The organism is Bosea beijingensis (assembly GCF_030758975.1).
In the GTDB taxonomy this organism is placed as follows: domain Bacteria; phylum Pseudomonadota; class Alphaproteobacteria; order Rhizobiales; family Beijerinckiaceae; genus Allobosea; species Allobosea beijingensis.
This window is the reverse complement of sequence record NZ_CP132359.1, coordinates 161,149-180,211: the sequence shown is the minus strand read 5'-3', so window position 1 is coordinate 180,211 and position 19,063 is coordinate 161,149. Positions and strand designations below refer to the sequence as shown.

At 68.2% G+C, this 19,063-nt stretch carries 19 protein-coding genes; 12 read left to right on the top strand and 7 right to left on the bottom strand.

The window, feature by feature from the left end:
* The 8 genes from Q9235_RS00880 (at position 1) to Q9235_RS00845 (ending at position 8,382) form a co-directional block, all read left to right on the top strand.
* Positions 1–2,319: a chemotaxis protein CheA gene (locus Q9235_RS00880; RefSeq protein WP_306224880.1), complete on the top strand. Its 2,319-nt coding sequence runs from the start codon at positions 1–3 to the stop codon at positions 2,317–2,319.
* Positions 2,316–2,828, top strand: coding sequence for a chemotaxis protein CheW (locus Q9235_RS00875; protein WP_306224879.1), 513 nt, complete (start codon positions 2,316–2,318; stop codon positions 2,826–2,828). Before Q9235_RS00880 ends, Q9235_RS00875 begins: the two co-directional genes overlap by 4 nt.
* A gap of 65 nt (positions 2,829–2,893) precedes the next feature.
* Positions 2,894–4,708, top strand: coding sequence for a methyl-accepting chemotaxis protein (locus Q9235_RS00870; RefSeq protein ID WP_306224878.1), 1,815 nt, complete (start codon positions 2,894–2,896; stop codon positions 4,706–4,708).
* Positions 4,709–4,711: 3 nt separating this feature from the next.
* Positions 4,712–5,590, top strand: a complete 879-nt coding sequence (locus Q9235_RS00865) for a CheR family methyltransferase (protein WP_306224877.1) — start codon at positions 4,712–4,714, stop codon at positions 5,588–5,590.
* Positions 5,587–6,180: a chemoreceptor glutamine deamidase CheD gene (locus tag Q9235_RS00860; RefSeq protein WP_306224876.1), complete on the top strand. Its 594-nt coding sequence runs from the start codon at positions 5,587–5,589 to the stop codon at positions 6,178–6,180. Before Q9235_RS00865 ends, Q9235_RS00860 begins: the two co-directional genes overlap by 4 nt.
* Positions 6,180–7,292, top strand: coding sequence for a chemotaxis-specific protein-glutamate methyltransferase CheB (gene cheB, locus Q9235_RS00855; RefSeq protein ID WP_306224875.1), 1,113 nt, complete (start codon positions 6,180–6,182; stop codon positions 7,290–7,292). The genes Q9235_RS00860 and cheB overlap by 1 nt, the downstream gene beginning before the upstream one ends.
* A 10-nt stretch (positions 7,293–7,302) precedes the next feature.
* A complete protein-coding gene (locus Q9235_RS00850; protein ID WP_047578914.1) occupies positions 7,303–7,689 on the top strand; it encodes a response regulator in 387 nt (128 codons plus the stop codon).
* Between the two features lie 123 nt (positions 7,690–7,812).
* Positions 7,813–8,382, top strand: a complete 570-nt coding sequence (locus Q9235_RS00845) for a glutathione peroxidase (RefSeq protein ID WP_306224874.1) — start codon at positions 7,813–7,815, stop codon at positions 8,380–8,382.
* A gap of 95 nt (positions 8,383–8,477) precedes the next feature.
* Here Q9235_RS00845 and mog read toward each other — a convergent pair whose 3' ends face one another.
* On the bottom strand, positions 8,478–9,011 hold the full coding sequence (gene mog / locus Q9235_RS00840; protein WP_306224873.1) for a molybdopterin adenylyltransferase: 534 nt from the start codon (positions 9,009–9,011) through the stop codon (positions 8,478–8,480).
* Between the two features lie 96 nt (positions 9,012–9,107).
* On the opposite strand from mog, the gene Q9235_RS00835 reads away from it, so the two are divergent.
* On the top strand, positions 9,108–10,106 hold the full coding sequence (locus Q9235_RS00835) for a hypothetical protein (protein WP_306224872.1): 999 nt from the start codon (positions 9,108–9,110) through the stop codon (positions 10,104–10,106).
* Here Q9235_RS00835 and Q9235_RS00830 read toward each other — a convergent pair.
* Genes Q9235_RS00830 through fliK form a run of 3 tightly spaced genes read right to left on the bottom strand, consistent with a single transcriptional unit; the run spans position 10,039 to position 13,135 of the window.
* Complete coding sequence (locus Q9235_RS00830) at positions 10,039–11,205, bottom strand: GNAT family N-acetyltransferase (protein WP_306224871.1); 1,167 nt, start codon at positions 11,203–11,205, stop codon at positions 10,039–10,041. The two genes, Q9235_RS00835 and Q9235_RS00830, sit on opposite strands and share 68 nt — an antisense overlap.
* Entirely contained in the window at positions 11,202–11,495 is a 294-nt protein-coding gene (locus Q9235_RS00825) for an EscU/YscU/HrcU family type III secretion system export apparatus switch protein (RefSeq protein WP_047578906.1), read from the bottom strand. The genes Q9235_RS00830 and Q9235_RS00825 overlap by 4 nt, the downstream gene beginning before the upstream one ends.
* A complete protein-coding gene (gene fliK, locus Q9235_RS00820; RefSeq protein ID WP_306224870.1) occupies positions 11,492–13,135 on the bottom strand; it encodes a flagellar hook-length control protein FliK in 1,644 nt (547 codons plus the stop codon). The genes Q9235_RS00825 and fliK overlap by 4 nt, the downstream gene beginning before the upstream one ends.
* A gap of 155 nt (positions 13,136–13,290) precedes the next feature.
* Between fliK and Q9235_RS00815 the strand changes: the two genes are divergently transcribed.
* Complete coding sequence (locus tag Q9235_RS00815; RefSeq protein WP_306224869.1) at positions 13,291–14,298, top strand: aldo/keto reductase; 1,008 nt, start codon at positions 13,291–13,293, stop codon at positions 14,296–14,298.
* A gap of 9 nt (positions 14,299–14,307) precedes the next feature.
* On the opposite strand, the gene Q9235_RS00810 is transcribed toward Q9235_RS00815, so the two are convergent.
* Positions 14,308–14,631: a hypothetical protein gene (locus Q9235_RS00810; protein WP_306224868.1), complete on the bottom strand. Its 324-nt coding sequence runs from the start codon at positions 14,629–14,631 to the stop codon at positions 14,308–14,310.
* A gap of 95 nt (positions 14,632–14,726) precedes the next feature.
* Entirely contained in the window at positions 14,727–15,344 is a 618-nt protein-coding gene (locus Q9235_RS00805; protein WP_306224867.1) for a TetR/AcrR family transcriptional regulator, read from the bottom strand.
* A gap of 112 nt (positions 15,345–15,456) precedes the next feature.
* On the opposite strand from Q9235_RS00805, the gene Q9235_RS00800 reads away from it, so the two are divergent.
* The gene (locus Q9235_RS00800) at positions 15,457–16,197 is read left to right on the top strand and encodes an SDR family NAD(P)-dependent oxidoreductase (protein ID WP_306224866.1); all 741 of its coding nucleotides are present in this window, start codon (positions 15,457–15,459) and stop codon (positions 16,195–16,197) included.
* Positions 16,198–16,350: 153 nt separating this feature from the next.
* Here the strand turns inward: Q9235_RS00800 and Q9235_RS00795 are convergent, their stop codons facing one another.
* Positions 16,351–17,157 (bottom strand): MBL fold metallo-hydrolase, encoded by an 807-nt coding sequence (locus tag Q9235_RS00795; protein ID WP_306224865.1) that lies wholly within the window; start codon positions 17,155–17,157, stop codon positions 16,351–16,353.
* 205 nt (positions 17,158–17,362) lie between these two features.
* On the opposite strand from Q9235_RS00795, the gene ettA reads away from it, so the two are divergent.
* The gene (gene ettA, locus Q9235_RS00790) at positions 17,363–19,015 is read left to right on the top strand and encodes an energy-dependent translational throttle protein EttA (protein WP_306224864.1); all 1,653 of its coding nucleotides are present in this window, start codon (positions 17,363–17,365) and stop codon (positions 19,013–19,015) included.
* Positions 19,016–19,063 lie beyond the last annotated feature (48 nt).

Genomic DNA, 19,063 nt, shown 5'->3' with positions numbered 1-19,063 from the left:
ATGGATCCGTTGGCAGAACTCAAGCAGACCTTCTTCCAGGAATGCGAAGAACTCCTCGGCGCGCTGGAGCAGAAGCTCCAGGCCCTCGACGAGGGTTCCACCGATTCCGAGGACGTCAATGCCGCTTTCCGCGCCATTCACTCGATCAAGGGTGGCGCGGGTGCCTTCGGCTGCACGGAGCTGGTCGGCTTCGCGCATGTCTTCGAGGCTTCGCTCGATCATCTGAGGTCCGGCCGCGTCGCCATCGAGGACGCGCCGTTCACGCTGTTCCTGCGCTGCGCCGACGCCGTCGCCGATCTGGTTTCCGCGGCTCGAAACGATGAGCCCGCGACCGAGCGCCCGGACCTGCTGGCCGCGCTCGAACAGGTCGGCAAGGAGCCGCAGGCCTCGGTTGCCGCGCCCCCGCCGGCTCCCGCTGCGCCAGCTCCGGCGCCGGCCGCTCCCATCGCCGACAACGACGCACCGATCGGGATCGCCGCACTCGGCAATCTGCTCGCCATGGTCGAGGCGAAGACGGCGGCTCCGGCCGTCGCTGCCGATGACGGCTGGGACGACGAGCCGGTCGCTGCGCCTGCGCCCGCTTCGAACAAGCCCGGCCGCGACGTCCATCTGCGTATCACGCCGGAGCAGGACCTCTTCCGCCGGGTGATCGAGCCGCGCGTTGTGCTCGGCTCGCTGCCGGCCGACGATATCGTCTCGATCCGCTGCGACCTGAGCCAGGTGCCGCCGCTCGAAAGCCTCGACGTCAGCGATTGCTGGATGCGCTTCGACGTGGACCTGCGGACCGAACTCTCGGTCGAGGACCTGCACGGCCGCTTCGATTTCAGCCTCGCAAACGAGGAATTCGAGATCAGCTTCCCCGAGCCGGAAGCCGTGATCGACGCTCCGCAGGCCGCCGAAGAACCGACTTCCGAGCCGGAAGTCTCCAGCGCCGTCGCTGCCGACCTCTCCGCGATCCTCGCCAAGCTCGGCGCGGCGCCGAACGTGGCGAGCGAGCCCGATATCCAGCCTGCTCCGGCCCCGATTGCCGCCGTCGCCTCGGCTGTCGCCGTCGAGCCTGCCGTTGTTCGCGCCGCGCCGCGCGCCCCGGCCGCCCCCGACACTTCGGCGCGCCAGCGCCAGGCGGTCAGCGTCCGCGTTGACCTCGACCGTATCGACAAGCTGATGAACCTCGTCGGCGAGATCGTCATTACCCAGTCGATGCTGGTCGAATGCGTGCGCTCGCTGCCTTACGACGTCCACGCCAAGACCGCCGAGGGCATGCTGACGCTCTCGCGCCAGACGCGCGAATTGCAGGACCACGTCATGGCGGTCCGCGCCCAGCCGGTGAAAGCCGTGTTCCAGCGCATGCCGCGCCTGGTGCGCGAACTCGCCCAGACGCTGGGCAAGGAAGTGCGCCTGGTGCTCGAAGGCGAGAACACCGAGGTCGACAAGACGATCATCGAGGAACTCGCGGATCCGCTGACCCACATGATCCGCAACTCGATGGATCACGGGCTCGAGACGCCGGACGAGCGCGTCGAGGCCGGCAAGCCGCGCGAAGGCACGATCAAGCTGGTCGCCGAGCATCGTGCCGGCCGCATCGTGATCTCCGTCACCGATGACGGGCGTGGCATCGGCCGCGACCGGCTTCTGGCCAAGGCTCGCTCGCGAGGCCTCGTCGGCGCCGACGAGCGCCTGCAGCCGGAGGAGATCGATCAGCTCATCTTCGCCGCCGGCCTGTCGACCGCCGAGGTCGTCAGCGACGTCTCCGGCCGCGGCGTCGGCATGGATGTCGTGCGCCGCAACGTGGAATCGCTCGGCGGGCGCATCTCGGTCGATTCCGAGCCGGGCCGGGGCTGCAAGTTCACGCTCGCCTTGCCGCTGACGCTCGCCGTGCTCGAAGGCATGGTGATCCGCTGCGGCGACGACCGCTACGTCATCCCGATCGCCTCGGTGATCGAGACGCAACATCTCGCCTCGACTCCCATCGAGCGCCTGCCCTTCGGCCAGGAAGTCCTGCGCTGGCGCGGCGAGGTCACTCCGCTCTACCGCCTCGGCGACGTGATGGGCTCGATGGGCAAGACCAACGAGAACATCGTGATCATCGCCGAGAACGAGCGCGGCAACAATGTCGGCATCGCCGTGGACGAGATCGTCGGCCAGCAGCAGGTCGTCGTGAAGAGCCTCGAGGCCAATTACGGCGCGGTCAACGGCGCCTCGGCGGCGACGATCCTCGGCGACGGCCTCGTCGCCCTGATCCTGGATATCGACTCGATGCTGCGGCTTGCCGCCTCCGGCAGCCGGAACACCCAATCTGACCTCAAGATGGCTGGATGACCATGAGCCTTCAACTCGGCGAAAAGCACTTCTCGTCGGCGCAGCCTGAATCGGCCGCGCGCCGGATCGTGACCTTCAAGGTCGGCGACCGCACCTTCGGCATCGATGTCGGCATGGTCCGCGAGATCAAGGGCTGGCAGGCGACGACGCCGCTGCCGCATGCGGCCCCGCATGTGCGGGGCGTGCTGAACCTGCGCGGTGTCATCCTCGCGGTCTACGACCTGCGCACCGCGATCGGGCTCGGCGCGACCGAAGCCACCGCGACCCATGTCATCGTCGTCGTCGATGTCGAGGACAAGACGGCCGGCCTGCTGGTCGACTCGGTCTCCGATATCGTCGACGTGCCGGTTTCCGCGGTTCGTCCTGCTCCCGACCTGGAGCGCGACGAGCACGGCCTGATCGAAGGCCTCGTCCTGCTCGATACCGATATCGTGGCGCTGCTCGATCTCGCAGCGGTGATCCGCGACGGCGGCGCCGAGACCCAGCTCAAGACCAGCCGGGCCGCCTGACCTTCTGAGACCAGCCCGAGCGTAGCGTTCAGGAAGCGGGCGAGAACAAGAAACGATCGAACCATATGGGCAGCGCGCTCGGCCCCTTCTCACGTCTCTCGGTCAGCCAGCCGCTGCTAGCCGCCGGCTCGGCGGCGCTCGCCGGCAGCCTGGCATCCTACGCGGCCGTTGCCGGCGCTCCCGCCCTTGGAGCTGCCGCGGTGACGGCCGTTGCGCTGTTCGGCGGCCTGGCGGCCTGGGGCACGACCCGCCCGCTGGCGCGCAGCGCCGCCGCGGTCGCCCGCCTGGCTGAGGGCGGTGAGGTCGCGCTTCCCGAGACCTCCGGATCAGGTGAGGGCGCGGAGCTGTCGCGCGCGCTCGCGATCATCCATGAGCAGGGCCAGGAAGCCGAAAGGTTGCGTGCCGCGCTCGACCATGGCCGCGCCAGCGTCATGCTCTGCGACCCCGCCGGCCGCGTCGTCTATGCCAGCAAGGCGCTGCTGCGCTTCTTCGGAGAGGCGCAGGAGGATTTTCGCGCGGCCTTTCCGGGCTGCTCGGCCAAGGACATGCTGGGCCGCGTCATGGAGCGCGTGCAGGGCGAACACCAGCCGCATAACGGCCAGCCGGTGCGCCTGACGCTCGGCCGCCGCACGATCTGCCTGACCCTGACGACCATGATGCGTTCCGACGGCCGCAGCTTCGGCACTGCCGTGGAATGGCGCGAGATGACCGGCGATCTCAAGCTCGCCGCCGAGATTGTGGCGCTGGTCGAGGCGGCCGAGGCCGGCGATTTTTCTCGCCGTCTGTCGTCGGAAGGGCAGCCGCTGCCGCTCGGCCACGCGGTCAAGGGCCTGAACCGGATCAATGCCGCGCTGGAAGGTACATTCGACCAGATGGCTCATGCCGTCGCGGGGGTGAGCGAGGGCGATTTCAATCGGTCCATCCCGGTGACCGGTCAGGGCAGCCTGGGCTTCCTTCAGGACAGCCTCAACGAGGCCTTCGGGCATGTCGGTGCGACGCTTGCGACGATCCGCGACAGCGCCGGCCGGGTTTCGCAGGCAGCGGCCGAAGTCGATGCCGCGACCACGGAGCTCGCGGCCGGCACCGGGCGGGCATCGGCCGATCTCGGTGAGGCTTCTGCTGCCGCCGAACAGGTTACCGCGTCGGTCGGACGCAGCAGCATCCGCACGCGCGAGGCCGGCGAACTCGCCGGCGAGACGATGAGCGTCGCGCAGCAGGGGCAGGGCGTCGTCGCCCGCGCCGTCGATGCGATCGGGCGCATCGAAAGCTCGTCGGTGAAGATCGCCGAGATCGTCGGAGTGATCGACGAGATCGCCTTCCAGACCAATCTGCTGGCGCTGAATGCCGCCGTCGAGGCGGCGCGTGCCGGCGATGCCGGCAAGGGCTTTGCGGTGGTGGCGTCCGAAGTGCGCTCGCTGGCGCAGCGCTCGGCGCAGGCCGCCAAGGATATCAAGGGGCTGATCGTCTCGTCGAACGGGCAGGTCGCGGAGGGGGTCGGCTTCGTCCGCGAGACCGGCGCGGCGCTGCAGCGCATCGTCGCGGCGGCGGGCAAGGTCTCGGCCACCGTGTCCGAGATTTCCAGCGCGACGGCCGAGCAGGCGCAAGGCGCCGGCGAGATGGGTCGCAGCGTGACGAAGATGGACAAGGGTGTCAGGCAGAACGCCGACCTGGCCGGCCGGAGCGCCGAAGCGGCAGCCGAGCTCGCCGAGCAGGCGGCGGCGCTGCGCGCCTATGTCGAGGCGTTCAGCGGCGGCCAGACCGTGGCCGGAGGTGCCCTGCCGCCGCTTCGCAGCTCGGCGCCGACCGTCGCGCAGCCGTCACGGATGATGCCGCCGCCACAGCACCGCCGCGTCGCTGCCGGCGGTCGCATGGGGATTTGAGAGATGAACAGACCTGCCTCGCCCAATCCCTTCGCGCTCGCCCAGCCCGTCATGGCGGACGTCACGCTGACGCGCGACGACATGAAGTTCATCGCGACGCTGGTCTATGAGCAGGCCGGCATCGTCATCCGCGAGCATAAGGAAGCGATGACGCGCGGCCGCCTGGCGCGGCGCGTCAAGGCGCTCGGCATGAACTCGGTCGCGGAGTACTGCGCCTTCCTCAAGACGCCGCAGGCGGCGGGCGAATTGCCCGAGCTGATCAATGCGGTGACGACGAACCACACCGCCTTCTTCCGCGAGCGCCACCATTTCGACCATCTGCGCAAGGACGTGATGCCGCGCCTGCTGCAGGAGCGCTCCGGCAGGCGCGGCCGCATCCGCATCTGGTCGGCGGCCTGTTCCTCGGGCGAGGAACCCTATTCGATCGCCGCTTCCTGCCGCGACGTGGTGGGGCCGCGCAGCGACCTCGACTTCAAGATACTCGCGACCGACATCGACACCGATATCCTGACGCGCGCCGAGGCCGGCATCTATCCGGCTGAATTGTTCGAGCGCCTGCCATCCGACGTGAAGCCGATGCTCAAGCTCGAAGGCGGGGCCGGGCGGGGCGAAGCCCGGATCAGCGAGGAGCTGCGCCGGATGATCGCCTTCAAGCGGCTGAACCTGATCGAGAAATGGCCGATGAGCGGCCCGTTCGACGTGATCTTCTGCCGCAATGTCTTCATCTATTTCGACACGCAGACCAAGGCCTCGATCCTCGACCGTTTCGTGGCGCTGCTGGCGCCCGGCGGCTTCCTCTATCTCGGGCATTCGGAATCGCTGCCGCAACCGCATCCGAACCTGCGCCTGATCGGCCGCACCATCTACGAGAGGACTGCATGAGCGTCTCCCGGTCCTCCCGCCGCTATTTCGACCCGCGCTTCCAGGCGACGATCATCACCGTCGCGCCGGGCGAGCACGAGATCACCTCCGCCAAGGACGAGATCGTCGCGACCGTGCTTGGCTCCTGCGTCTCGGTCTGCATGCGCGATCCCGTCGCCGGTGTCGGCGGCCTCAACCATTTCCTGCTGCCGAAGAACAATGGCGGCTCGGATGCCAGCGCCGGCGAACGCTATGGCGACACGGCGATGGAGGTGCTGATCAACGACCTGTTGAAGCGCGGCGCCAAGCGGAGCAATTTCGAGGCGAAGGTCTTCGGCGGCGCCCGCGTGCTTTCGGGCGCGACGATGCTGGCGATCGGCGACGGCAATATCGCTTTCGTCAACGAGTTCCTGAAGGTCGAGGGCATCCCGGTGGTCTCGCGGGATGTCGGCGGCACGCGCTCGCGGCGCATCCATTACCAGCCCTCGACGGGGCGGGCCTGGGTGCAGCACGTTCAGCCGACTTCGCGCGACAGCGGCCACGAGCAGGAAATCGCCTATCTCAACCGGCTCAAGACGCAGCCGGTGGCTGGTGAAGTGGAGGTCTGGTGATGGTTGTCGCGACGTCTTCCACCGCTCCGGTCAAGGTCCTCGTCGTCGACGATTCCGTGCTGATGCAGAAGCTGATGACGCAGATCATCAACTCGGCGCCGGGCTTCGAGGTGATCGGCGTCGCCGGCAGCGCCGAGGAGGGCTGGGACGCGATCCAGGAGCTCAGGCCCGATGTCCTGACGCTCGATCTGGAACTGCCGGGCCGGCACGGCCTCAAGCTGCTGGCGCGCGTGCTGAAGCAGGACCCGCTGCCGGTGCTGATCGTGTCGGCCTTCGGCGGGCCGGGCGCCGACAACACCATCCAGGCGCTGGAGCTCGGCGCGATCGACTTCATCGAGAAGCCCGACGGCACGACCCATACGCTCGACGGCTTCATGAAGCATCTCGTCGCGGCGCTGCAGCGCGCCGCCGCCAGCCGCAAGATGATCGCCGCCGCAAGGCAGATGACGCAGATGGCCGCCGCTGCACCGGCCCGCCCGGCCGCGCTCGCGCCGTCGCGGGAGCCGGCGCGCAGCGGCAAGACCTCGCTGATCGCGATCGGCGCCTCGACCGGCGGCGTGCCTGCCGTGCAGACGGTGATGCGGGATCTCGCGCATCTCAGGCTGCCGATCGTCGTCGTGCAGCACATGCCGCCGGGCTATACGGCGAAGTTCGCGGCGCGGCTCGCGACCGCAACCGGGCTCGACGTCCGCGAGGCCGTCGATGGCGACAGGCTGCGGCCCGGCATGGCGGTGGTCGCGCCTGGCGGCCCGCGCCATCTCGAAGTCGAGGAGCGCCGCGGCGAGTTCGTCTGCGCGCTGCGCGAGGGGCCGCTGGTCAGCGGCCATTCGCCTTCGGTCGACGTGATGTTCCATTCGGTGGCACGCAGTGTCGGTGCCCATGCGGTCGGCATTCTGCTCACCGGCATGGGGCGCGACGGCGCTGACGGTTTGTTAGCCATGCGCAGAGCCGGCGCCGAGACGTTAATCCAAAGCGGGGAGACCTGCGTGGTAAACGGAATGCCGAAAGCGGCCTACGAGTTAGGAGCGACCGAAAGGGTCGTTCCATTGACCCAGATTGGTACCGCGGTCAGCCAGTTGATCGGCGAAAGACCGAACCTGCGCACCGCGTAAGGAGAGTGTGATGTCAAAGGCCAGAAGCGAATACCGCATCCTGGTGGTCGATGACCAGAAGAGCATGCGCGGCCTGGCGACCTATTTCCTCAAGCAGATCGAGTTCCAGGACATCGACGAGGCGGAGAACGCCCGCGAGGCCCTGATGAAGATGCAGACCAAGCGCTACGACCTGCTGCTGCTCGACTGGAACATGGACGGCATGAGCGGCATCGACCTGCTGCGTGCCATCCGCTCGGTGCCGGAACTCAACCAGATCAAGATCATCATGGCGACCTCGGAGCGCTCGGTCGACAAGATGGACGAGGCGACCAGCAACGGCGCCGATCATTACGTCGTGAAGCCCTACGAATTGCGCGACCTCGAAGTGCGCGTGAAGAAGGTCCTCGCCTGCTGAGGGTTGCCTGCCGAGGCCTTCCGGTCTCGCCATCGTGAAGCGAAGCCTCGCGCCGGCCGGCTGCGAGGCTTTTTGCTTTGGGGCATGATGCCGCCCGTTCGTTTGCCGAACCGGAGGAAAGCCATGCTGCCGTCGCGCCGCCAGATCGTCGCCGGGATCGCCGGAGCCGCTGCTGCGGGCATCGCCTCTCGTGCGACCGTGGCGCAAGCTCTCACCGGCGCCCATGCCTTCGTCTTCGATAAGCCCGATGGCGGACGCATGCCGCTCGCCGATTATCGCGGCCGGCCGATCCTCGTCGTCAATACGGCAACGCGCTGCGGCTATGCCGGGCAGATGGCGACGCTGGAACAGCTCTGGCAGCGCTACCAGACCCGCGGGCTGATGCTCGTCGCCGTGCCGAGCAATGATTTCGGCGGCCAGGAGCCGCTGGATGGTGCCGCCATCGCCGAGGCCGCCCGGCAGAGCCATGGCGCGACCTATACCTTCGTGGAGAAGGCCGTGGTGCGCGGGCCGGAGGCTCATCCCTTCTATCGCTGGGCCGCTTCGGAGAAGCCTGCGGACACGCCGCGCTGGAACTTCCACAAATACCTGATCGGCCGCGACGGCGCGCTGCTCGGCGGCTTTCCGGCAGGGACGGATCCCCTGTCGCCGCAGCTCGTGCAGGCGATCGGGCGCGAGCTGTCGGCTGAGTAGAAGCCTGTGTCATTCCGGGCTCGCGCCTGCGGCGCGCCCCGGAATGACAAGCGCGGAGATGCTCGGGTCGAGCCCGAGCAGGACACGCTGCACCGTCACTTCTTCGGCCGAAACGCCGCGATCACCGCTGGATCGGTCTCCAGCCAGGGACCTTCGATCAGGTCGATGCAATAGGGGATGGCCGGCATCACCGCGTCCAGGCATTCGGCGATGGCGCGGGGGCGGCCGGGCAGGTTGACGATCAACGACTTGCCCCGGATGCCCGCGGTCTGGCGCGAGAGGATCGCGGTCGGCACCTTGGCGAGGCTGACCTGGCGCATCAGTTCGCCGAAGCCGGGCATCGGCTTCTCGACGACATCCTCGGTCGCTTCCGGCGTGACGTCGCGCGGGGCCGGGCCGGTGCCGCCCGTCGTGACGATCAGGCAGCAGCCCTCCTTGTCGGCGAGGTCGCGCAATGTCTGCGCGATCACGGCGCGATCGTCGGGGATCACCCGCGCGACAGGCTCCCAGGGGGAGGTCAGGACCTTCCGGAAATAGGCGTCGATCGCCGGTCCACCCTCATCCGCATAGATGCCGGCCGAGGCGCGGTCGGAGACCGTGACGATTCCAATCCGGGCGGTGGTGGTCATCGGCTTTCTCCTGGGGGCAGGCCTGCTCTATCGGCGCGGCCAATGGCCGGTCAAGCCGATCTCGCCAGCATTGGAATGATCTGCTAGCGCAGCGCCATGCGCCTTGCCGCCGCCTTGTTCCGTTCCGCCGATCCACGCGGCTTCGCCACCTGCTTCGCGGCGACGGTCATGCTGGCGCTCGGGGTGCTGACGGCACTGACCCTTTGGCGTGATCCCTACTGGGTGTTTCGCGACAACCCGCCCTGGACCCGCGACGGCGTCGGCGCGAGCCGCCTGCTCGATGTCGAGATGCGCCTGATCAAGCCGCTCCAGATCGCCAGGCTGAAGCCGCAAACGCTCGTGATCGGCTCGTCGGTGGTCTATCGCGGGCTCGATCCGCGCGACGTCTCCGGCGCCGAGGGCCAAGTTTACAATGCCGGGATCTCCGCCTTGATGGCGCGGGAGCTGCCAATTCTCGCGGCTCTGGCGGTCGACGTCACCAGTGTCCGCCGGGTCGTGATCGAACTGGACTATTTCATGTTCACGGCCTGGCCACCGCCGCCGCCGATCGATCGCAAGCTCGCGACGGCAGCGGGGCGTCGCGAGGCGCTGGTCTCCGTCGTGCTCAACCCGAAGACGATCGACAACCTGCGCGGGCCACGACCGCTGCGGACGGAGCCCGGCCTCTGGCGCGGCGACGGCTACAAGGCGACGCCGGATTTCGATGCGGAGCTGGTGCGCAGGATCACCCGCGAGCAGAACATCGCGGCGATGGCTTATCGGCCCGATGATCTCGCTCATCTCGAAAGGGCGCTCGACCTGTTGCGGGAGCGGGATGTCATCATCGTCCTGTCGCCGATGAGCGCGGCGCAGCGGCAGCTCGTCGAAGCGGGCGGTCGCGGGGCGGAACTGGCGTCCTGGCGACGGGACATCGCCGCGCTGGCTGTACGGCGCCAGCTACCCTTCCACGATTTCGTTTCGGAACATCCGTTCGAGGATTTCGACCCCGGCAAGGCGTCGTCGCGCTACTGGCTCGACACCCTGCACTTCAAGCCCGAGGTCGGCCGCTGGATTTTCGCGCGAATCGGGCTCGGGCGGCATCCCGCAGGCGCCTGAGCCACATCCGGCCGAACGCTGCGATCTGCGCGGCGCCGATGCGGCCCGCGCCGACGCGGATGATCGCGTTGGCCATCTCGCGGCGCTCGCCCCAGACATAGGTGCCGGCATCGACGCCCTCGCCCGCACCGCTGTCGAAGAAGGCGGGCGGCGTGCCGTTGAAATCGGCCTGGAGCATCGCGATCGCCAGGGTCCGGCCGGGCGAGTGGCGTCCTTGTGTTTCATCATAGGCGATCTTGAGGAAATGCCGGCGGTTGCCGCTCTCGACCAGCAGACCCATGGCGATCGCGCGGCCGTCATGCAGCAACGTGTCGATCAGGAGCGTATCGTCATTGGTGCAGAGCTCTGCCAGCCGGCGGATATAGGCGGCGTCGGCCGGCAGGCAGGCGATGGCGGTGCCGGCTTCGCCCTTCCAGCCGGAGGCTTCGAGCGTGAGGAAGGCGTCGAGCGCTTCCAGCGCGCCGCGGCCGCGATTGCGCCGGAAGGTGAGAGCGCCATGCTTCGCCGCCTGCCGGAACTGCTGCATGCGCTTCTTGTAAGCGGAACCGAGGGCGCGGCGCAGATAGGCCTCGAAATTGTCCTCCGGGCGCGGGATCATCACCGGCCGGACCCAGCGCTCATAAGTCGAGATCGCGCTGCCGGTCTGGCGGCAGGCTTCGGCCAAGGCGGCGTAGCAGGGGCCGTCGAGCGGGAGCAAAGGCAGCAGCAGGCGATGCGGCAGGTCGCGCGAGGCGAGGAGATAGCGCATCAGGGCGCGCGCCGCTTCCGAGGCATGGTCACGGTCGAGAACCGGCAGCGAGGAGACTTCGTAGAGCGGCACCAGCGGCGATGCGAGCGCGGCGGAAAAGCCGCTGCGCCAGCCCGTCACGCGCCGGAAGGCCCAGATGCCGACGAGCTGCTCGAAGTCGAGCGCGGCGCTATGCCAGGCGCAGAGGACGACGATCTCGTCTTCCGGCACGAGCAGGGTCGCGGCCGAGACGGCCGAAGGAGCCATATGCGGGTTGGGCTCGAGCGCATGGCGCGCAAGCTCCGCGAAAACCGGCCCCAGCTCCGCGTAGGCGGCGGGGCCGAGGCGCCTGACGACGATTCCCGTGCTCAAGACCGATGGCCGTCCCGGTTCGGCCGGCGCAATTCGCCGCGCAGGGAGAGGACGAAGGCGATGACCTGCGCGGTCGCGCGGTAGAGCTCCTCCGGGATCTGGTCGTCGAGTTCGACCGCCGAAAGCGCCTGGGCGAGGATCGCGTTCTGCTCGACGGCGACGTCGTGCTCGCGCGCGGTCTCGACGATGCGCTCCGCCAGTTCGCCGCGGCCCTTGGCGGTCACGCGGGGCGCGCCATGTCCGTCATATTCGAGCGCGACGGCGATGCGAGGTGGCTGCGGCGCGCTCATGACAGGCGGTCCAGAAACTGGCCGGCGGTCGGCTGCATCACGCGCGGCTGGCCGGTATGGATGTCGATGACGCCGCTGGCGAAATCGGCATCGAGCAGTGCGCCTTCGAGGCCGGGCGCGGCGCCGCGCAGAAGCTGGCTCGTCTCCTCGCGCTCGGCCCAGATCGAGACGCCGACATCGCGGCCCTGCAAGGTGACGACGCCCTGAAGCGGCCCCATCGGCTCGACATCGAGCGCGAAGCGGATGCGCCAGATCGGCGGGGCCACGCCCTGTGCATCGCGGCGGGGGGCGTCGCGCTCGACCTGGAGCGGCAGCATCGTGATGCCCTGCTGGAAGGCGAGCGGGATCTCGGCGAGCCAGCGCTGCGCTGCTTGCGTGCCGTCCTGCCGGGCGGGCTCCAGCGGCAGCGAGGCGTATTGCGTCAGCTTGATCCGGTCGAGCGCCGCCTCTGTCTGGTCGAGCAGGGTCTCGGCGATGGCGAGTGGTTTCTCGCCGGGCCCCAGCGAAGGCTCCACGGCCGGTTGCGGCGCGAGCGGGCCGTCGCGGCGGGGAGGGGCGAGGCGAGTGGATTGGTCGCCGGAAGCCAAATCGGCTGGCTGCTCGGCGCCGGAAGCGCTGCCATACTCACGACGGCTCGCCTTCGGATCCGGCGACAAGGCGTCGATGATCGGCAGCAGGGTTTCCCGCAACGCCTGCAGGCCGGCCTTGAGATCGCCCTGCCGGGGCGCGGGCAGCCCCGAGGCTTGCCGTGCGTCGAGGAAGAGTCCCGAGGCCTGGAAGGCTTCCTTCAGCTTCGCCGCGGTGGGCGCCTGCCGCTCGGCGGGAAGGGCCTGGGCCAGCATCTGCTGGATTGCTGGGGGCAGGGTCTTGGGCAAGCCCAGCGAGATCGAGCCCTGCGCGATCGCGCGCAGATTGGCGAAGAGCGGAGCGAGGCCCGCCTGCTGCTGCAGCATCGGGCCGAGCAACGGCCCGGCGACGGCACGGGCGGTCGCTGCCGTGATCACCGGAGCAGCAGGGGGCGTCGCGGCTGCTGGCGAAGCGGAGTTGGTGGCGTTCGCCGGTGTGCCTCCTGCCGCGATGGGCGGCGTGGCAGCCGCCTGCGCTGCCGGCAGTCCCAATGGCTGCAGGGCTTGCTGCAGGAAGGCTTGCTGTATCGCGACCGGGGAAGGCGGATGGGCGGCTTGCGCGACGGCCGGCGCCGGCATGGCGGGAGGCTGAGGCACGGGATTAGGTGCGGCCACCGGGATTGGCCGGGCTGGAGCGGCCGTCGAAACCGGGGGGGCTGCTGGCTGAGCAGGTTGGGCTGCAGGGAGCGGTTGCGCTTGAACCTGTCCGGCGGCCGGCGTCGATGGCGGGCGGACCTCGACCAGCGTGGCGCGCAGGTCGCCGCCGGGCTGCGCGGGCGGATCGAGCCGCAGCAACAGGGTGGCGCCGGGCTGCAAGGCAGCCTGCCTGGCCTGCGGACCGGCGAGGACGAGCGCGACCTTGGTCTCGCCGATCATGGCGGTCGCGGTGCCGTCCGGCTCCAGCGAAGCGAGCCTGGCCTGCACCGTCCGGCCAGCCGCCAACTCTCCGCCTGCGTCGAGCGCCTGCAGCAAGGTGGCGAGGGTCTGGCTCTTGACGAGCTGGGCGAGATTCATCGGATGACCATGTGACGACGCAGCATCCTGTCACGAAAGATTAAGCATTTCCTTGCCGGCCGGCTGCGCGATGCAGGGCGTGCCTGCGCGCCGGGCGCTGGTCTCGGGCGCCGCGCTGCGGCAGGGTTCGCCCACCCCGTTCGAGGATATCAGCCATGGAATACCGCCGTCTCGGCCGCTCCGGCCTCAAGGTCTCGCCGCTCTGCCTGGGCACGATGATGTTCGGCGGCCCTACCGACGAGGCGATGTCGCGCCGGATCATCGACAGCGCGCGCGAAGCCGGGATCAATTTCATCGACACGGCCGATGCCTATAACGAGGGCCAGTCCGAGGAAGTGACCGGCCGCGCCATCGCCGCTCATCGCTATGACTGGGTGCTCGCGACAAAGGTCGCAAACCCCATGGGCAAGGGGCCGATGCATGGCGGGCTGTCGCGGCGCTGGGTCCTGCGCGCCTGCGAGGACAGCCTGCGCCGGCTCGCCAGCGAAACCATCGACATCTACTATCTCCACAAGGAAGATCACACGACGCCGCTGGAGGAGACGGTGCATGCGATCGCCGATCTCGTCCGGCAGGGAAAGATCCGGCATTTCGGCGTCTCGAACTACCGCGCCTGGCGATTGGCCGAGATCTGCCGGCTCTGCGACGAGCTCGGCATCGACCGGCCGGTGGTCAGCCAGCCCTATTACAACGCGATGAACCGCATGCCGGAGGTCGAGCATCTGCCGGCCTGCGGCTATTTCGGGCTGGGCGTCGCCTCCTATTCGCCGCTGGCCCGCGGCGTTCTTACTGCCAAGTACGCGCCGGGGCAGGCACCGGCCGAAGGCACGCGCGCCGGGCGCGGCGACCGGCGGATGATGCAGGCGGAATGGCGCGAGGAAAGCCTGGTCATCGCCCAGACGATCAGGGAGCATGCGGCCGGGAAGGGGCTGACGCCGATCCAGTTCGCGGTGCGCTGGGTATTGAACAATGCCTTCGTCACGGCGGCGATCGCCGGTCCGCGCACCTTCGACCAGTGGGAGGCCTATCTCGCCGCGCTCGATGCCGGGTTCGACGCGGATGATGAGGCGCTGATCGACCGGCTTGTGCCGGCCGGGCACCCATCGACGCCGGGCTACAGCGATCCGGCCTATCCGCTGGAGGGGCGCGTCAGCCGCGTCTGAGGTCGACCCTCAGTTCAGCATGCAGAAGCCGTTGACCACGACATCCGTCTGGCACCACGGCTTCTTGGCCTCGCTGTTCGCGGAAAGGCGCAGCGGCAAGGGCTCCTCGCCTCGGGCGGTCGCAGTCGGGAAGGGCACGCGCTCGGGCTGACCCGTCTCGGCCCGCGCGCGGCTCGCGCCCAGAGCGGCGCCGGGCACGACGACGACGCTGCGGCTGCTCGTGGTCGATGAGCCGGAGCTGCGCCCGCCGAAACGGAACTTGGCCGCCTCGGCCTGGACAGGCAGCAAGGTGGCGGTTGCGAGCAGGCAGGCGAGGGCGGCGATGCGGCGCATGAGGGCGGTCTCCCGGTTGCCGACAGGATGCCGCGATCTGCCGCAACGGCAAGAAAAGCCTCGGATCAGCCTCAGCGAGGGGTTAACGCGGCTGTTCAGGCGGCTGCGCGCGGCCGGGTGAGGCCATTCCAGGCTGCCATGGCGCCTTGCGCGATGGCCTCCAGCATTAGCCGCGAAGCACCGTCGCGGGCCTGGATCGACATGCCCTGCTGGACGGTGACGTAGTAGCTTGCGATCGCATGGAGATCGAGTGTGGACGGCACCTCGCCCTCGGCGATGGCACGCCGCAGCCGCTCCTCGATCATCGTGATGCTGCCGGCCCGCATCTCGCGCAGGATGCGGCTGGTCTCGTCGCCGACACCGACGGCGTTGACGGCCGACAGCACGACCATGCAGCCGGGCGGGCGCCCGGGGCGGGTGAAGGTTTTCGCGCTCGCCATCAGGTAGCCTTCGAGCGCTGCCCGCGCAGTGGGGGCGTTCTGCAGCGGTGCGAGAATGTCGTCGCTTTCGGTCGCGGCGAAATGATGGATGGCCTCCCGGTAAAGCTCCTCCTTGCTGCCGAAGGCTGCGTAGAGGCTTGGCGAATTGATGCCCATCGCCTCGGTGAGGTCGCTCATCGCGGCGGCCTGGTAGCCCCGCTCCCAGAACACCTCCATGGCGCGCTCCAGCGCTGCCTGCCTGTCGAAACTGCGTGGACGGCCCCGTTCGGCCATGCGGGTCGCCTCCTCGAAATTATTTTGTATCGGTCGTTATATATTTCACTTGACGGCCGGGATCAAGCGCGTCAGCTATTATGTATCGATCATTATAGAAATGGAGTTTGCCATGTCACGCCTTGCTGGAAAGCGCGCTCTCGTCACCGGCGGCAGCCGCGGAATCGGCGCCGCCATCGCCCGCAGGCTTGCTGCCGAGGGCGCCGATGTCGCGCTGACCTATGAACGCTCCGCCGAGAAGGCGGCGGCGGTCGCGAGGGAGATCGAGGGGCTCGGTCGCAAGGGCTTCGCCATCGCCGCCGACAGCGCCGATCCCGCAGCCGTGACCCGTGCTGTCGACGAAGCCGCCAAGGCGCTCGGCGGGCTCGACATCCTCGTCAACAATGCCGGGATCTATCGTGGCGGCCCGGTCGCCGACTGGAGCCTCGCCGATATCGACGCGACGCTTGCCGTCAATGTCCGCGCCGTGGTGCTGGCCTCGCAGGCCGCTGCCGCGCATCTGGGCGAGGGCGGGCGGATCATCTCGACCGGTTCCTGCCTCGCCGACCGGGTGGTCGAGCCGGACGTGACGCTCTATGCGATGAGCAAGGCGGCGCTGATCGGCTTCACCAAGGGGCTGGCGCGCGATCTCGGGCCGCGTGGCATCACCGTCAACATCGTCCATCCCGGCTCGACCGATACCGACATGAACCCGGCCGGCGGCCCCGGCGCCGACGCGCAGCGGGCGCGCATGGCGATCCCGCGCTATGGCCAGCCGGAGGATATCGCCGGGCTCGTCGCCTATCTCGCGAGCGAGGAGGCGCGCTTCATCACCGGCGCTGGCTTCGCCATCGATGGCGGCGTGAACACCTGAGACGGGCCGATCCGAAGGGCGTCCGTCATGGTCGGGCTTGTCCCGACCGTCCACGTCTTCGCTGGTCACGGACCGTGTTCAAGACGTGGATGCTCGCCACAAGGGCGAGCATGACGGGGCTGGCAAGTTCGCGCCATTGTGCTGTGCGTGGCCCTACTGCCCCGGCAGAACGATCATGGTGGGCTTGGCCGGCAACGTCGCCTTGCCGAGCGTGATCGTCGCCTGTTCGCGGCGCTCGACCGGCCAGATATCCTGTGTCCGCGCGAGGAAACGGTTCAGCGTGCCGCCGCCGAAGAAATGCATGGGGATCATCACCCGCGCCTGGATCGACTTCAGCACGTCCAGCATGCCGGACTGGTCGAGCGTATAGCTGCCATCGACCGGGAAGAGCACGATGTCGACCCGGCCGAGCGCGCGCAGGTGGCCGGGCTCCAGCGGGTGATGCAGATGGCCGAGATGGGCGATGCAGAGCTCGCCGATCTCGAAGACGAAGATCGAGTTGCCGTCATAGTCGGTGCCGCCCTCGTAGGTGCGGATATTGGTCGGCACGTTGCGGACGCGGACATCGCCGAAGGTAAGATCGTGCTGCGCCGCGCCGCGGCCGGACAGGTCCCAGCCGGGCAGGACATTCTTGATCGCCGGATCGGGATTGCGAGAGTTATGCGTCGAATGCGCCTTGTTCATTGTGGCGATGTCGGGCGTTACGGGTGGGCGGACATAGTCGTTGTAGTCGGTCGCGATCTTCACGCCGCCCGGCGTCTCGATCAGGAAAGTGGCATGGCCGGCGAAGGTCAGCCGTGCCTCGTCCTTGGCCAGTTGCGCCCGCTGGATCGGCAGGCCGAGGCTCGCCATCTCCGGCCGACAGCCGGGTTCGTTCGACTGGGCGCGGGCGGGCAGCGTGGCAAACAGCGCCAGGGCGAGAACCGTGAAGATACGCAACAGGACGGCGGGCAGGCTCATCGGCGGGCTCCGGCATCGTTCAGGCCGGAGGAGCTTCCGGCAAAACCCGGCCCGGGGGAAGGGCGCATGGATCGCTCTACCGGTTTTGTGAAAGGCACCTGCTCCGCCGGCAGGCGGTTGCGGGCGGCGCGCCCGGTCGCTACATAGCGGCCAGATTTCCCGACATCCCTTGTCGCAGCGCCTTAAAGCGGAGCCCGCTCGCCCCATGTCTCGCCAGTTCATTTACCATATGCGCGGCCTGTCCAAGACCTATCCGGGCGGCAAGCAGGTCCTGAACAACATCCATCTCTCCTTCTATCCGGATGCCAAGATCGGCGTGCTCGGCGTCAACGGCGCCGGTAAGTCGACCCTGCTCAAGATCATGGCCGGCATGGACAAGGAATGGACCGGCGAGGCCTGGGTCGCGGAAGGCGCGCGCGTCGGCTACCTGCCGCAGGAGCCGAAGCTCGACGAGGGCCTGACGGTCCGCGAGAACGTGATGCTCGGCGTCGCCCCGCAGAAGGCGATCCTCGACCGCTATAACGAGCTCGCCATGAACTATTCGGACGAGACCGCCGACGAGATGACCAATCTTCAGGACGAGATCGAGGCCAAGGGCCTGTGGGATCTCGATTCCAAGGTCGACCAGGCGATGGATGCGCTGCGCTGCCCGCCGGATGACTGGGCCGTGGACAAGCTTTCGGGCGGCGAGCGCCGCCGTGTCGCCATGTGCAAGCTGCTGCTGGAGCAGCCGGAGCTCCTGCTGCTCGACGAGCCGACCAACCATCTCGACGCCGAGACCACCGCCTGGCTCGAAGGGCATCTCAGGACCTATCCGGGCGCGATCCTGATTGTCACCCACGATCGCTACTTCCTCGACAATGTCACGAGTTGGATCCTTGAGCTCGATCGCGGCCAGGGCATTCCCTACGAGGGCAATTACTCCGCCTGGTCGGTGCAGAAGCAGAAGCGCCTCGCCCAGGAAGGCCGCGAGGACGCCTCGCGCCAGAAGACGCTGGAGCGCGAAGCGGAGTGGATGGCGCAGTCGCCCAAGGCCCGCCAGGCCAAGAGCAAGGCCCGTATCCAGCGCTATGACGAGCTGGTCCAGAAGGCCAACAGCAAGGGGCCCGATACCGCCCAGATCATCATCCCGATCGCCGAGCGGCTGGGCAACAACGTCGTCGATTTCGAGGGGCTGTCGAAGGGCTTCCAGGACAAGCTGCTCATCGACGATCTCTCGTTCAAGCTGCCGCCCGGCGGCATCGTCGGCGTGATCGGCCCCAACGGCGCCGGCAAGACCACGCTGTTCAAGATGATCACCGGCGTCGAGAAGCCCGATGCCGGCACGATCAAGGTCGGCGAGAGCGTCCAGCTCGGCTATGTCGACCAGAGCCGCGATTCGCTCGACGACAAGAAGAACGTCTGGGAGGAAATCTCCGGCGGCAACGACGTGCTCTATCTCGGCAAGCGCGAGATCAATTCCCGCGCCTATTGCTCGGCCTTCAACTTCAAGGGCGGCGACCAGCAGAAGAAGGTCGGCTCGCTCTCGGGCGGTGAGCGCAACCGCGTTCACCTCGCCAAGATGCTGAAGTCCGGCGCCAACCTGCTGCTGCTCGACGAGCCGACCAACGACCTCGACGTCGACACGCTGCGCGCGCTCGAAGAGGCGCTGGAGGACTATGCCGGCTGCGCCGTGATCATCAGCCACGATCGCTGGTTCCTCGACCGGATCGCGACCCATATCCTCGCCTTCGAAGGCGACAGCCATGTCGAATGGTTCGAGGGCAATTTCGCCGATTACGAGGAGGACAAGAAGCGCCGCCTCGGCATCGACTCGACCATTCCGAAGCGTATCCAGTACAAGAAGTTTTCGCGCTGAGTGCTTGATATCTGAATCGAAAAGCCCCGCGGTGCCGCAAGGTCCGCG